Source organism: Streptomyces sp. NPDC046831, assembly GCF_040645305.1.
Taxonomy (GTDB): Bacteria; Actinomycetota; Actinomycetes; order Streptomycetales; family Streptomycetaceae; genus Streptomyces.
In genome coordinates this window covers 74,143-86,595 of record NZ_JBEYXZ010000022.1, presented here as the reverse complement: position 1 = coordinate 86,595, position 12,453 = coordinate 74,143, and the positions used below count along the sequence as shown (strand labels likewise).

Sequence of the window (12,453 nt, the reverse complement as noted above, 5' to 3'; positions counted from 1 at the left end):
AGGCCGGCGATCCGCCCACGCACCGCCAGGCCGGCGATCCGCCCACGCACCGCCAGGCCGGCGATCCGCCCACGCACCGCCAGGCCGGCGATCCGCCCACGCACCGCCAGGCCGGCGATCCGCTCCCGGCCGTAAGCCCGACGACCCGCCACGCCCTGCACGACAGAGCGTCACCTCGGGCAGCGCCTCAGCATCGACAGGGCGCCACCTCCGCGAAGCCCGCCCGCCGCGACGGCGACGACCCGAGGGGCGGCCCCCAGACGGACGGTTCCTCCACAGGCCCCGCGCCGCGCCCGTTCACCCCTCCCGGCAGCGCCCCGCCCTCACGGCAGCAGTCCCGCTCTGCGCGCCGCCGCCACCGCCTCCCCGCGAGTGTGCGCGCCCAGCCTCCGCATGGCCGAGCGCAGGTAGCCCTTGACCGTCTCCGGGCTCAACCCCAGACGGGCCGCGGCCGCCGCGTTCGTCGCGCCGGCCGCCACGCACGCCAGCACGTCCACCTCCCGAGGCGCCAGGCACACCCCCTGCACCGGCGCCGCCGCGGTCAGCAGCCCGCACGCGTCGAGGAGTTCGGCCCGCAGCGCCGGGTCCGCGATACGGGGTGCCAGCGAGCGCAGCGCCGCGTGCGCCTCACGCACCTGCTCCCACGCCGCACCGGCCGCCGCTTCCCGCGCGGGGCCCGGCCGCACCGCCGCGAGCAGCCCCCGCGCCTCCTCCCGCACCACCAGCGCCTGCTCGACGTCCCGCGCCGCCTCCACGGCCGCGGCCAGGACCCGGTCGCCCAGCGGGTGGGCCGTGCGCAGCGCCCCGTACAGCACTCCGCGCACCCGGCGCCGCACCACCACCGGCACCGCCAGGACCGAGCGCAGCCCCTCCGCGGCGACCGGGGCGTCGTACTCGTGGCTGATCCGCGGCGAGGACGAGTAGTCCGTCACCGCGCACGGCCGGGCGAGGGCCACCGCCTTCCCGCCCAGACCGTTGCCGGAGGTCACCGCGAGCGCGCTGAGGGCGAACGTGGTCGTGCCGGTCAGCTCGCTGATGCGGACCTGCGGCCGGCCCGGCTCGACCAGACCGCCGAAGGCGACCGGAAGCCCCGTCGCGGCGCGCAGCCGCAGCAGCGCACCCCTTATCTCCACCGCTGCGGACGCGTCCGATGCCACCTGCCGGCCCCTCCGTCATGACCCCTGCGCCGCCCACACCCCCGTTCGGGGGTAGTGAGACCTGCATCACGGATTACACGATGGCAGTGAGCCGCCCGGCAATGGTCCTGCACCGAGGAACAGCGAGCCGCAGAGTCGTGCCGGTCACCGGAGTACGAGTCGCAACGCGACCGCGGCGACGGCCCGGACCCGCCGGAGCACGCCGGAGCGACGACGGAGAAGTGGCCGGAGAAGAAGCCGGAGAAGGAAGAAGCCGGAGAAGGAAGAAGGAGGACAGATGGCGACCGCGACGGAGCTCTTCCGCAGGGCACGGGACTTCCTGCTGGAACACCGCGAGGACTACGCCACCGCCTACGCGGGCTTCGAGTGGCCGCGCCCGGAGCACTTCAACTGGGCGCTGGACTGGTTCGACGCCGTGGCCCGCGGCAACGACCGCACCGCCCTGCACATCGTCGAGGAGGACGGCAGCGAGACCCGCCTGTCCTTCGACGAGATGGCCGACCGCTCCGACCGGGCCGCGAACTGGCTCCGTGCCCGCGGCGTGGCCGCCGAGGACCGCATCCTCGTCATGCTCGGCAACCAGGCCGAGCTGTGGGAGACGGCGCTGGCCGCGATGAAGCTGCGGGCCGTCGTCATCCCCGCCACCCCGCTGCTGGGCCCCGCGGACCTGCGCGACCGGGTCGAGCGGGGCCGCGTCAAGCACGTGATCGTGCGCGCGCAGGACACCGCCAAGTTCGACGACGTCCCCGGCACGTACACGCGCATCGCCGTCGGCGGCCTGCCCGAGGAGGGCTGGGAGCCGTACGAGGACGCCTACGCCGCCTCCGCCGAGTTCCTCCCGGACGGCCCCACCCTCGCCGACGACCCGCTGATGCTGTACTTCACCTCGGGCACCACCGCCCGCCCCAAGCTGGTCGAGCACACCCACACCTCGTACCCGATCGGGCACCTGGCCACCCTGTACTGGATCGGCCTCAAGCCCGGCGACGTGCACCTCAACATCTCCTCTCCGGGCTGGGCCAAGCACGCCTGGTCGAACCTGTTCGCCCCGTGGAACGCCGAGGCGACCGTCTTCATCCACAACTACGCCCGCTTCGACGCCGCCCGGCTGATGACCGAGATGGACCGCGCGGGCGTCACCACCTTCTGCGCCCCGCCGACCGTGTGGCGCATGCTCATCCAGGCCGACCTCACCCAGCTGCGCACCCCGCCCCGCGAGGCGCTGGCCGCCGGTGAGCCGCTGAACCCCGAGGTCATCGAGCAGGTCCGCCGCTCCTGGGGCGTGACGATCCGCGACGGCTTCGGGCAGACCGAGACCGCCGTGCAGGTCTCCAACAGCCCCGGCCAGCCACTCAAGACCGGCTCCATGGGACGGCCGAGCCCCGGCTACCGCGTCGAGCTGCTCGACCCGGTGTCGGGAGCGCCGGGCGTCTCCGAGGGCGAGATCGCGCTCGACCTGTCCGCGCGCCCCGTCGGCCTGATGACCGGCTACCACGGCGACGCCGACCGCACGGCCGAGGTGATGGCGGGCGGCTACTACCGCACCGGCGACATCGGCTCCCGCGACGAGGACGGCTACATCACCTACATCGGCCGCGCCGACGACGTCTTCAAGGCCTCCGACTACAAGATCAGCCCCTTCGAGCTGGAGAGCGCCCTGCTGGAGCACCCGGCGGTGGCGGAGGCGGCCGTCGTGCCCGCCCCGGACGAACTGCGCCTGGCCGTGCCGAAGGCGTACGTCGTACTGGCCGAGGGCTGGGAGCCGGGGGCCGACACCGCGAAGGTGCTCTTCGAGCACTCCCGCGAGGTCCTCGCCCCGTACAAGCGCCTGCGCCGGCTGGAGTTCGGCGAGCTGCCCAAGACCGTCTCCGGCAAGATCCGCCGCATCGAGCTGCGCGAGGCGACGGCGGCCGGCCCGGCGGGGGAGTACCGCGAGGAGGACTTCCGGTGAGCGAGCCGTCGTACAGCCACGGGACGAGCGGGACGCCCCTGCTCGGCGACACCATCGGCGCCAACCTCGACCGGGCGGTCGCCGCGTTCCCCGACCGGGAGGCGCTGGTGGACGTGGAGTCCGGACGGCGCTGGACGTACGCCGAGTTCGGCGCGGCGGTCGACGAGGTCGCGCGCGGGCTGCTCGCCCTGGGCCTCGCCAAGGGCGACCGGGTCGGCATCTGGGCCGTCAACTGCCCCGAGTGGGTGCTCGTCCAGTACGCCACCGCCCGCATCGGCGTCATCATGGTCAACATCAACCCGGCCTACCGCGCGCACGAACTGGAGTACGTCCTCAGGCAGTCCGGCGTCTCGGTGCTGATCGCCTCCCTCGCCCACAAGAGCAGCGACTACCGGGCCCTGGTGGAGCAGATCCGCGGCAACTGCCCCGAGCTGCGCCACACCGTCTACATCGGCGACCCGTCGTGGGACGACCTGACGGCCGGCGCGGCGGCCGTGCCGGCCGAGCGACTGGCCCTCGCCGCGGCCGAGCTCAGCTGCGACGACCCGGTCAACATCCAGTACACCTCCGGCACGACCGGCTTCCCGAAGGGTGCCACCCTCTCCCACCACAACATCCTCAACAACGGCTACTGGGTGGGCCGTACGGTCGGCTACACCGAGCAGGACCGGGTGTGCCTGCCGGTGCCGTTCTACCACTGCTTCGGCATGGTGATGGGCAACCTCGGCGCCACCTCCCACGGCGCCTGCATCGTCATCCCGGCGCCCTCCTTCGAGCCGGGCGCCACCCTCGCGGCCGTGCAGCAGGAGCGCTGCACCTCGCTGTACGGGGTGCCGACGATGTTCATCGCGGAGCTCAACCTGCCCGGCTTCGCGGAGTACGACCTGTCCTCCCTGCGCACCGGCATCATGGCGGGCTCGCCGTGCCCGGTGGAGGTGATGAAGCGGGTGGTCGCCGAGATGCACATGGAGGAGGTCTCCATCTGCTACGGCATGACCGAGACCTCCCCGGTCTCCCTCCAGACCCGCCGGGACGACGACCTCGAACACCGCACCGCCACGGTGGGACGGGCGCTGCCGCACATCGAGGTGAAGGTCGTCGACCCGGCGACCGGCGTGACGCAGCCGCGCGGCACGGCGGGCGAGCTGTGCACCCGCGGGTACAGCGTCATGCTGGGCTACTGGAACGAGCCGGAGAAGACCGCGGAGGCCGTCGACCCCGGCCGCTGGATGCACACCGGGGACCTCGCGGTGATGCGCGAGGACGGCTACGTCGAGATCGTCGGCCGGATCAAGGACATGATCATCCGGGGCGGCGAGAACGTCTACCCGCGCGAGATCGAGGAGTTCCTCTACGGCCACCCCAAGATCCGCGACGTGCAGGTCGTCGGCGTGCCGCACGAGCGGTACGGCGAGGAGGTGCTCGCCTGCGTCATCCCCCGCGACCCGGCCGACCCGCTCACCATCGAGGAGCTGCGCGCCTTCTGCGAGGGGCAGCTGGCGCACTACAAGATCCCGAGCCGGCTGCACCTGCTGGACGCCTTCCCGATGACGGTTTCCGGCAAGGTGCGCAAGGTCGAACTGCGGGCGAAGTACGGCGGGTAGGCCGCACGGGAGGCGACCGCCGGCCCACCGGCGCACCGCGTCTCCGCGTCGGACGTGACGCCGTGACCGGGGGGCGGGGACCGTCCGGGCCGGTGCGGCGGCGACGCGCACGAAACGTCCGCGCGGCGGCGCAGTCGCCGATCCGGCCGGGACCCGGTGCTCTTCGCCGGGACCGCCCCGACACGCACGAGGGGCGGTCCGGCACGTGCGAGAGCGGCCCCGGCACGTGCGAGGGGCGGTCCGCCGTGAACCGGCGGGCCGCCCCTGCGCTGCCCCCGTGTACCCGGGGCCCGCCTCCCCCGTGCCGGCGGCCCCCGTGCAAGAAGACTCTCCCCGCACCCAGCTGCGGCTGAAGCCCCGTGCACCGTGTTCAGAGGTTGATTTGAGCTTCCGCCGGCCGCCGGCCGCCCGACCCGGGCGAGCCGCGGGGTCCGGCAGTGTCCACCGAACCCCGGGCGTGCCTCACGCCTCCGGAGCACCCACCGCCCCAGGCGCGTCCGGCCGCCGCCTCCGCAGCGCCTCACGCCTCCGGCGCGCCCGGCGGCGCCCAACGGCGCCCGGCACGAAGCCGTGCGCCCCGCGCGTACGGCCCTCAGACCTCCTCGTCCTCCGACAGCCCCGGCCAGTCGTCCGGGCCGCCGCCCTGCCACTCGACGAGGCCGCCCTCCTCGACCTCGACCGGGTCGTGGCCGGCCAGGCGCAGGATCTCGACGACGTCGTCCAGGTGGGAGGCGACGCCCAGCGTCACGTCGCCCTCGGTGACCCGGCGGGAGCCGTCCAGAGCCGGCGGGTGCACCACGACGCGGTGTGGGTTCGCGGGGTTGTCCATGCCCCCAGACTGCTGCGGCCGGCACGGACGCGCACGCCGGACGTGCACGCCGGGCCGGGGCGGGGCCGGATGCGCGCGTCGGACGTGACGGGCGCCGGACGTGCACGCCGGGCCGGGGCGGGACCGGATGCGCGCGTCGGACGTGACGGGCGCCGGACGTGCACGCCGGGCCGGGGCGGGGCCGGATGCGCACGCCGGACATGACGCACGCCGGGCGTGCACGCCGGGCCGGGGCGGGGCCGGATGCGCGCGTCGGACGTGACGGGCGCCGGGTGCGCATGCCGGGCCGGGGCGGGGCGGGATGCGCACGCCGGGCGGGGCGGGCGCCGGACGTGCACGCCGGGCGGGACGGGGCGGGATGCGCATGCCGGGCCGGGACGCGCGCGGGCCGCGCATGCCGGGCCGGGGCGGGCACCCTGTGCATGCCGGGCCGGGACGCGCGCCGGAATGCGCACGCCGGGCCGGGACGCGCGCCGGGCAGCCGTCCGGGCCGCGACCGGTACCGATGCCGGCGGGGCGGGTTAGGTTGAGCGCGTGCGATTGAGAGTGGAGTTCACGACCGAGCCCTTCGACCTCGACGAGGTGCCGGCGCACGCGCTGGTGGCCCGCGAGGTCATCGAGTCCGCCGAGCTGGACGCGGTGGACGTCGGCCCGTTCGGCAACACGGCGGAGGGTGGTGCCGACGCCGTGCTCACCGCCGTGGACGTCGTGCTGCGCAAGGCCCTCGAAGCCGGCGCCACCCGTGTCTCGCTGCAGGTCAACGTCGTCGGGGAGAACGCGTGACGGGCACCGGGCAGGAGCCGTTCATCGCGGCCGTCAAGCCGCTGGTCGACGCGATCGGCGGCGGGATGCTGCCGCCGGACGAGGCCGGTCCGGACGACGTCGTCCTCTCCTGGGAGGGGGTCGACGTCGTCGCCGTGCGCCTTCCGCAGCTGGCCGACTCACTCGACCACATCCTGGCCGCCATGGAGCGCAAGCAGGGCAGGCCGCTGGCCGAACTGGACCGCAAGGCCAAGCAGGAGGTCGTACGGATGCTGGAGGCGCGCGGCGCCTTCTCGGTGCGGCACGGTGTGGAGACCGTCGCCGGCGCGCTCGGGGTCAGCCGCTTCACCGTCTACAACTACCTCAACCGCGAGAAGACCTGACCGCCCCCGAGCCGCCCCTGAGCAGCCCCTTCGGCCCCGGCCGGTGGCCGTCGCCCCGGCGGCCACCGCCCCGGTGGGCGGTGGCCCTCCGTCACCCGTTTTCAACAAAGTGTTGACGGGCGGCCGCGCAGGGCGTTAGCTGTCCGCAGCCCGTCCAGCACCAGGCCGCCGCGGAGGCTCAGTGACGTCCACTTCCACGCCGCCGGGACTCGCCCGCTTCAACGCGCTGGACGAGCGCGCCGCCCGCGCGGCGCTGCACGAGGTGTGCGCCTGTGCGGTGTGGGGTGAGCGGCTGCTCGCCGCCCGGCCGTACGCCGCCTGCGAGGACCTCTACGCCGCGAGCGACGCCGCCGTGGCCGGCCTGACCGCCGCCGACCTGCGGGAGGCGCTGGCCGGCCACCCGCCGATCGGCCGCCCCCGGCCGGGCGACCCGGCCTCGGCCCGTGAACAGCGGGGCATGGCCGGGGCGCCCGATCGGCTGAGGGCGGAGATGCTCCGGCTCAACCGGGCCTACCAGGAGAAGTTCGGCCACGTGTTCCTCATCTGCGCCACCGGCAGGACCGGCGAGCAGCTGCGGGACGCGGCCGAGGAGCGGCTCGGCAACCCGCCGGAGCGCGAGCGGGAGATCGTCCGCACCGAGCTGGGAAGGATCAACCGCGTCAGGCTCGCCCGACTCGTGGAGGAGGAAACCGCATGAGCACCGGCACCACGGCGTCCGTGTCCACGCACGTCCTGGACACCAGCGCCGGCCGCCCCGCTGCGGGCGTCGCCGTCCGGCTCGCCGCCCGCAGCGGGCGCGCGGCGGACTGGCGGGAACTCGGCGGCTCCGCGACCGACGCGGACGGGCGGTGCGGGGACCTGCCGGCCCTGCCGCGGGGGACGACCCACGTACGGCTCGACTTCGCCGTCGAGCCGTACTCCGAGGGAGCCGCGGGGAAGCAGGCCGAGGCGCGGCAGGACGCCCCCGCCGACCGGGACGGCGGCGCGGGACCCGTGTTCTTCCCGGAGGTGACGGTCACCTTCGCCGTCGTACCGGGCGAGCACTACCACGTGCCGCTGCTGCTCAGCCCGTTCGGCTACTCCGTCTACCGAGGGAGCTAGCGCACGATGGCAGACCACTCCCGCCCGGCCCGCCCCGCGACCCTGGGGCAGAACCAGTACGGCAAGGCCGAGACCCGCGTCGTGAGGATCACGCGGGACGGCGCCACCCACCACATCAAGGACCTCAACGTCTCGGTCGCCCTCTCCGGCGACATGGAGGAGGTCCACTACTCCGGCTCGAACGCCGGCGTCCTGCCCACCGACACCACCAAGAACACGGTGTTCGCGTTCGCCAAGGAGTACGGCGTCGAGTCCGCCGAGCAGTTCGCCATCCACCTCGCCCGCCACTTCGTCACCTCCCAGGACGCCATCCACCGGGCCCGCGTCCGCATCGAGGAGTACGCCTGGGAGCGGATCGCCGCATCCTGCGCCGATTCCCGGGCCGGCGGCGCGGACGGGGCCGGGCACTCCTTCGTCCGCGCGGGCCGGGAGACCCGGCTGACACAGGTCACCCACGACGGCGAGCGGTGGGAGGTCGTCTCCGGCCTCAAGGGCCTGACGGTGCTGAACTCCACCGACTCCGAGTTCCGGGGCTTCGTCAAGGACCGGTACACGACCCTGCGGGAGACCCACGACCGCATCCTCGCCACCGACGTCAGCGCCCGCTGGCGGTTCGGCTGGACCGGCGACGAGCAGCGGACGCCCGACTGGGACGCCTCCTACGAGCAGGTCAGGACGCACATCCTCCAGGCCTTCGCCGAGACGTACTCCCTGTCGCTCCAGCAGACGCTGTACCGCATGGGCGCCCGTGTGATCGAGCACCGCGGCGAGATGGACGAGATCCGCTTCTCCCTCCCGAACAACCACCACTTCCTGGTGGACCTGGAGCCGTTCGGGCTGGAGAACGACAATGAGGTGTACTTCGCCGCCGACCGCCCCTACGGCCTGATCGAGGCCACCGTCCTGCGGGACGGCTGCGAGGCGCGCATCCCGGCGGACCTGACCAACCTGTGACGCACCGGGTGCCCCCGGCCCGCCGGGAGCGCCCGCCCTCCTTCGGCACCCGCGGCCGCCGGACCGTCGCCGGCCGCGGCCCTCGAACCCCCGGGGGCCCGCCGTGCCCCCGCCACCAGCCGCAAAGGACGCACCATGGCAGCAGCCCGGCGCACCGTCATCGAGAACTGTGCCATCGCGACCGTCGACGCGCACGACACCGAGTACGCCCGCGGACACCTGGTCATCGCCGGCAACCGCATCGAGACGCTCGGCCCGGGCGGGGCGCCCGGGAACCTGGAGAACGTCGTCCGCCGCATCGACGCCTCCGGCCACCTGCTGACCCCCGGTCTGGTCAACACCCACCACCACTTCTACCAGTGGATCACCCGGGGCCTGGCCACCGACCACAACCTGTTCGACTGGCTCGTCGCCCTGTATCCGACGTGGGCGCGCATCGACGAGCCGATGGTGTACGCGGCGGCCCAGGGGTCACTCGCGATGATGGCCCGGGGCGGCGTCACCACCGCGACGGACCACCACTACGTCTTCCCGCGGGGCGCCGGCGACCTGTCCGGCGCCATCGTCCGCGCCGCCCGCGAGATGGGCGTGCGCCTCACCCTCGCCCGCGGCTCCATGGACCGCGGCGAGTCGGACGGGGGCCTGCCGCCGGACTTCGCCGTCGAGAGCCTGGACGACGCGCTGGCCGCGACCGAGGCCGCCGTCGACGAGCACCACGACGCCTCCTTCGACGCCATGACCCAGGTGGCCGTCGCCCCCTGCTCCCCGTTCTCCGTCAGCACCGACCTGCTCAAGCAGAGCGCCGAACTCGCCCGCCGCAGGGGCGTGCGGCTGCACACCCACGGCTCGGAGACGGTGCAGGAGGAGCAGTTCTGCCACGAGCTGTTCGGAATGGGCCCGACCGACTACTTCGAGTCCACCGGCTGGCTCGGCGAGGACGTGTGGATGGCGCACTGCGTCCACATGAACGACTCCGACATCGCCGCCTTCGCCCGCACGCGGACCGGCGTCGCCCACTGCCCCTCCTCCAACGCCCGCCTCGCCGCCGGCATCGCCCGCGTCCCCGACCTGCTCGCCGCCGGCGTGCCCGTCGGCCTCGGCGTCGACGGCACCGCCTCCAACGAGGCCGGCGAACTGCACACCGAGCTCCGCAACGCCCTGCTGATCAACCGCCTCGGCGCCCACCGCGAGGCCGCCCTCGGCGCCCGGCAGGCGCTGCGCCTGGGCACGTACGGCGGAGCGCAGGTGCTGGGCCGGGCGGCCGAGACCGGCTTGCTGGAGCCGGGCAAACTGGCCGACCTGGTGCTGTGGAACCTCGGCACCCTCGCCCACTCCTCGATCGCCGACCCGGTGACCGCGCTCGTCCTGGGCGCGGCCGCGCCGGTCACCGCCTCCTTCGTCGGCGGCCGCCAGATCGTCGAGGACGGCCGCCTGCTGCACGCCGACGAGGACGCGATCGCCCGCTCCACCCGGGCGGAGGCGCAGCGACTGGCCCGTCTGGCGGAGCGGTGAACGCCTCACCCCCGTGAGGCGGTTGACGGCACGGCCCGGCACGGCGTGCCGGTGCCCGCCGTGCGCCGCGGACCGGTGCTGCGACCGGCGGGCCCGCCGGGCGGCCGACGCGGTGCCCGCCGGACCGTCTCACAGCCCGAACAGGGCCGGGTCCTCAGCCAGTTCCTTGAAGTGGTCGCGCGGGTCCGCGACCAGTCTCCGCGCCTTCAGGTCCAGCAGGCCGCCGACCGCCGTGATCTCGGCCGCCACCGTGCCGTCGGTCTTCCGGATCGTCTGCTCGATCCGGAACGTCTTCCCGCCGCTCCAGTCGAAGGCGCACGTCACGTCGACCTCGTCGCCCGCGAGCAGCTCCCGCCGGTAGCGGATCGTCGTCTCCAGCGCCACCGGGCCCACGCCCCGGGAGACGAGGCGGTGCTGGCTGATCCCGGCCGCCTGGAGCAGCGACCAGCGGGCGTGTTCCGCGTAGTTGAGGTACACCGCCTGGTTCAGGTGGCCCTGGACGTCGGTCTCGTAGCCGCGGACGGTCACCCGCACGGAAAACGGCTCGCTCACTGCTTCTCCTCCTCCTCGCCCCCGAGGCTTCGACGCGACGATCCTGGCACGTCCCCCGCACCCGTCACACCCGTCGCGGCGAGGCCAGCAGATAGCGCTTCCTCGTCCGGGGCTCGGTGTACTCGCCGGTCTGCCAGCCCGCGCCCTCCAGGGTGGCCGCGCACGCCCGCAGTGCCGCGCTGTCCGGCCCGTACACGGCGACCGCCTCCGGCTGCGGGGTCGCCCGGACCCGGTAGCCGTCGGCGTCCGGTCCGGCCGGGCGGTGCCCGGCGGCCTCCAGGGCGAGTGCCGCGGCCTGCACCAGATGCGACCGCTCCCAGCCGCACGGCCGGTCGGTGGCGCCGTCCGGGTGGGACATCCGGCGCAGCTCCAGGAGCCCCTGCCAGGCGCTGTGCACCTCGCGCCCGCGGGCGGGCCCGTCCTGCGTCGGCTCCGTCTCGCCGCCGACCCGGGCGGAGAACACTCCGGCGGCCGGCTCGGCCGCCGGCCGGACCGCCGGCCCGGGCGCCTCGGGCTCGCTGTCCCGGACGCGGTGCCCCGCCGGGGTCAGGAAGTGGTCGTGCGGCGGGCGGGGATGCCGGAAGGCGAGCCCCCGCTGTACCAGGGCCGCCAACTGCGCCTCAGTGCCCCTGAGCCGCCCGGTCACGGGGTCGGCGGCGTCGATGACCCGGCGCTGCGCGGCGGTCGGCGGTCGTGTCACGGCGTACTCCTCCCCGAGGTCCCCCGGGCGGTCCGGTGGGTCCCCAGCAGGCTACGGCCCGGGTCGGACACCCCGGCGGCGACGACGGCCCGTCCCGTCCGCTCGAACCCTCAGGTCGTCCCGTCAGCCGGAGTCGTCGGCCGTCCCGACAGCCAGAGCCCTCGGCCGTCCCGTCAGCCGGAGTCGTCGGCCCGGCCGCTCAGCCGGAACCGTCGGGCCGGATGTTCCAGCCCGCGATCACCGGCCGTCCGTGCTCCGTGCCCAGCCGGCCCACCGTGCCCGTGGCGAACTGGAAGAGCGCCCCCGCCGCCGGCGGCAGACCGAGCCACCGTGCGGTGAGCACCCGCAGGAAGTGGCCGTGCGCCACCAGCACCACCGCGCCCTCGGTGTTGCACAGCGCCGCGTCCGCCTTGGCGAGCACGCGGTCGGCACGCTCGCCGACCTGCTCCGGGCTCTCCCCGGGGTGCTCGGGCGGCCCCGGGGCGACCCCGTCGTCGAACAGGAACCAGCCGGGCCGGGTGCGCTGGATCTCGACGGTCGTGATGCCCTCGTAGCCGCCGTAGTCCCACTCCCGCAGGTCCGCGTCGAGCCGGACGTCCTCGATGCCGATGAGTTCGGCCGTCTCCCGGGCCCGCTGCAGCGGGCTCACGAACGCGGCGCCGATCCGGTGCGAGCGGATCATCGGCGCCAGCCGGCGCGCCTCCTGCCGGCCGCGCTCGGTCAGCGGGACGTCCGTCCAGCCGGTGTGCCGCCCGGACCGGGACCACTCGGTCTCCCCGTGCCGGACGAGAAAGAGATCACCCACGACGCGCCCTTCCTGCGTGCTCGAAGAGCACGGTGTCACATCCCCGCCGCGGCTCGCGGGAGGACTCGGCCGGACGGCCGCCCCCGGAGGGACCGCGGTCCGCGGGGACCGCCTACGAAGATCACCAACAGGGTGCCGGCGGT

Annotated in this window: 13 protein-coding genes; 8 read left to right on the top strand and 5 right to left on the bottom strand. The window is 74.6% G+C overall.

The genetic code is table 11. From position 1 onward, the window contains the following. Positions 1 to 323: 323 nt before the first annotated feature. Complete coding sequence (locus tag ABZ920_RS19725; RefSeq protein WP_361506245.1) at positions 324 to 1,157, bottom strand: helix-turn-helix transcriptional regulator; 834 nt, start codon at positions 1,155 to 1,157, stop codon at positions 324 to 326. A gap of 277 nt (positions 1,158 to 1,434) precedes the next feature. Here ABZ920_RS19725 and ABZ920_RS19720 point away from each other — a divergent pair, with 277 nt between their 5' ends. Together ABZ920_RS19720 and ABZ920_RS19715 are read left to right on the top strand one after the other, a co-directional pair. Continuing rightward, positions 1,435 to 3,108, top strand: coding sequence for an AMP-binding protein (locus ABZ920_RS19720; protein ID WP_361506242.1), 1,674 nt, complete (start codon positions 1,435 to 1,437; stop codon positions 3,106 to 3,108). Then, positions 3,105 to 4,712, top strand: coding sequence for an AMP-binding protein (locus tag ABZ920_RS19715; RefSeq protein WP_361506239.1), 1,608 nt, complete (start codon positions 3,105 to 3,107; stop codon positions 4,710 to 4,712). Before ABZ920_RS19720 ends, ABZ920_RS19715 begins: the two co-directional genes overlap by 4 nt. A 592-nt stretch (positions 4,713 to 5,304) precedes the next feature. On the opposite strand, the gene ABZ920_RS19710 is transcribed toward ABZ920_RS19715, so the two are convergent. After that, positions 5,305 to 5,541, bottom strand: coding sequence for a hypothetical protein (locus tag ABZ920_RS19710; RefSeq protein WP_361506236.1), 237 nt, complete (start codon positions 5,539 to 5,541; stop codon positions 5,305 to 5,307). A 534-nt stretch (positions 5,542 to 6,075) separates the two neighbouring features. Between ABZ920_RS19710 and ABZ920_RS19705 the strand changes: the two genes are divergently transcribed. From ABZ920_RS19705 to ABZ920_RS19680, 6 genes are all read left to right on the top strand, one after another. Further along, the gene (locus ABZ920_RS19705) at positions 6,076 to 6,324 is read left to right on the top strand and encodes a hypothetical protein (RefSeq protein ID WP_361506233.1); all 249 of its coding nucleotides are present in this window, start codon (positions 6,076 to 6,078) and stop codon (positions 6,322 to 6,324) included. Beyond that, positions 6,321 to 6,686 (top strand): helix-turn-helix domain-containing protein, encoded by a 366-nt coding sequence (locus tag ABZ920_RS19700; RefSeq protein ID WP_361506230.1) that lies wholly within the window; start codon positions 6,321 to 6,323, stop codon positions 6,684 to 6,686. The genes ABZ920_RS19705 and ABZ920_RS19700 overlap by 4 nt, the downstream gene beginning before the upstream one ends. A gap of 181 nt (positions 6,687 to 6,867) precedes the next feature. Further along, positions 6,868 to 7,383, top strand: a complete 516-nt coding sequence (uraD, locus tag ABZ920_RS19695) for a 2-oxo-4-hydroxy-4-carboxy-5-ureidoimidazoline decarboxylase (RefSeq protein WP_361506228.1) — start codon at positions 6,868 to 6,870, stop codon at positions 7,381 to 7,383. Next, positions 7,380 to 7,787, top strand: a complete 408-nt coding sequence (uraH, locus tag ABZ920_RS19690; protein ID WP_361506225.1) for a hydroxyisourate hydrolase — start codon at positions 7,380 to 7,382, stop codon at positions 7,785 to 7,787. The genes uraD and uraH overlap by 4 nt, the downstream gene beginning before the upstream one ends. A gap of 6 nt (positions 7,788 to 7,793) precedes the next feature. Next, positions 7,794 to 8,741, top strand: a complete 948-nt coding sequence (gene pucL / locus ABZ920_RS19685; protein ID WP_361506222.1) for a factor-independent urate hydroxylase — start codon at positions 7,794 to 7,796, stop codon at positions 8,739 to 8,741. Positions 8,742 to 8,876: 135 nt separating this feature from the next. After that, on the top strand, positions 8,877 to 10,253 hold the full coding sequence (locus tag ABZ920_RS19680) for an 8-oxoguanine deaminase (protein ID WP_361506219.1): 1,377 nt from the start codon (positions 8,877 to 8,879) through the stop codon (positions 10,251 to 10,253). A 129-nt stretch (positions 10,254 to 10,382) separates the two neighbouring features. Here the strand turns inward: ABZ920_RS19680 and ABZ920_RS19675 are convergent, their stop codons facing one another. The 3 genes from ABZ920_RS19675 to ABZ920_RS19665 all read right to left on the bottom strand — a co-directional run bounded on the left by ABZ920_RS19675 (position 10,383) and on the right by ABZ920_RS19665 (position 12,310). Further along, entirely contained in the window at positions 10,383 to 10,805 is a 423-nt protein-coding gene (locus tag ABZ920_RS19675) for an acyl-CoA thioesterase (RefSeq protein WP_361506216.1), read from the bottom strand. Positions 10,806 to 10,869: 64 nt separating this feature from the next. Next, positions 10,870 to 11,505, bottom strand: a complete 636-nt coding sequence (locus tag ABZ920_RS19670) for a hypothetical protein (RefSeq protein ID WP_361506213.1) — start codon at positions 11,503 to 11,505, stop codon at positions 10,870 to 10,872. Positions 11,506 to 11,704: 199 nt separating this feature from the next. Further along, entirely contained in the window at positions 11,705 to 12,310 is a 606-nt protein-coding gene (locus ABZ920_RS19665; protein ID WP_361506210.1) for a histidine phosphatase family protein, read from the bottom strand. Between the last annotated feature and the right edge of the window lie 143 nt (positions 12,311 to 12,453).

What these genes read in the sequence shown, in the direction of transcription:
- ABZ920_RS19720 (WP_361506242.1), top strand. Translation starts at nt 1,435, where the DNA reads ATGGCGACCGCGACGGAGCTCTTCCGCAGGGCACGGGACTTCCTGCTG.
- ABZ920_RS19710 (WP_361506236.1), bottom strand. Translation starts at nt 5,541, where the DNA reads ATGGACAACCCCGCGAACCCACACCGCGTCGTGGTGCACCCGCCGGCT.
- uraH (WP_361506225.1), top strand. Translation starts at nt 7,380, where the DNA reads ATGAGCACCGGCACCACGGCGTCCGTGTCCACGCACGTCCTGGACACC.
- pucL (WP_361506222.1), top strand. Translation starts at nt 7,794, where the DNA reads ATGGCAGACCACTCCCGCCCGGCCCGCCCCGCGACCCTGGGGCAGAAC.
- ABZ920_RS19680 (WP_361506219.1), top strand. Translation starts at nt 8,877, where the DNA reads ATGGCAGCAGCCCGGCGCACCGTCATCGAGAACTGTGCCATCGCGACC.